The following is a 562-nucleotide window of genomic DNA, read 5'->3' as shown; positions in this document are numbered from 1 at the left end:
TCTTATTCCTTCGGTGCTGAGGCGTCGGTCGGGTCCAGGACCTTCTCGCTGCCGTCAGTCTCAATCAGCTTGGCCACGGTGTTTTCCGCCTGAGTCAGTTCCTGCTTCAGCTGCCGGCTCAGCTTGACGCCGGTTTGGAACTGGTTCAGGGATTCTTCCAGAGACAGCTGGCCGTTTTCCAGCTGGGTCACGATTTCTTGCAGCTCCTTGAGCTGTTCTTCAAAATTATTCTTTTCAGTCATTTTTTTCTTCCTTAACTTCTTCAATCTTGCCAACAGCCTGCCCGTCGCTCAAGTGAAGGCAGACCCGGTCGCCAGCAGCCAGCTGGCTGACCGACTTGACAACTTCACCCTTCTCGTCAGTCGTATAGCTGTAGCCCCGGGCCAGAGTCTTCAAGGGACTGTAGTCATCGAGCTGCTGCACCAGCCGGCCGCAGGCTGCCTGCTTTTGTTCCAGCTGCCGCTGCATCTGGGCCTGCAGGCTCTTGGCCAGGAAGCTGTTTTCCTGCTGCAGCTGCTTGATCTTGCGGTCGGGTGCCTGGTGCTGCAGACGCTGGGCCAGC

2 protein-coding genes are annotated in these 562 nt (G+C 57.1%); both read right to left on the bottom strand.

The window, feature by feature from the left end; all coding sequences use genetic code 11:
• Positions 1–2: 2 nt before the first annotated feature.
• Positions 3–242, bottom strand: a complete 240-nt coding sequence (locus lacNas_RS07945) for an exodeoxyribonuclease VII small subunit (protein ID WP_201331618.1) — start codon at positions 240–242, stop codon at positions 3–5.
• A partial coding sequence (locus tag lacNas_RS07940; RefSeq protein ID WP_280515437.1) for an exodeoxyribonuclease VII large subunit occupies positions 235–562 on the bottom strand: 328 nt, incomplete at its 5' end. The genes lacNas_RS07940 and lacNas_RS07945, both read right to left, overlap by 8 nt.

The sequence above is a fragment of the Lactobacillus nasalidis genome (assembly GCF_016587775.1).
In the GTDB taxonomy this organism is placed as follows: Bacteria; Bacillota; Bacilli; order Lactobacillales; family Lactobacillaceae; genus Lactobacillus; species Lactobacillus nasalidis.
Note: the sequence above shows the minus strand (reverse complement) of the source record. Positions and strands in the feature narration are given on the sequence as shown.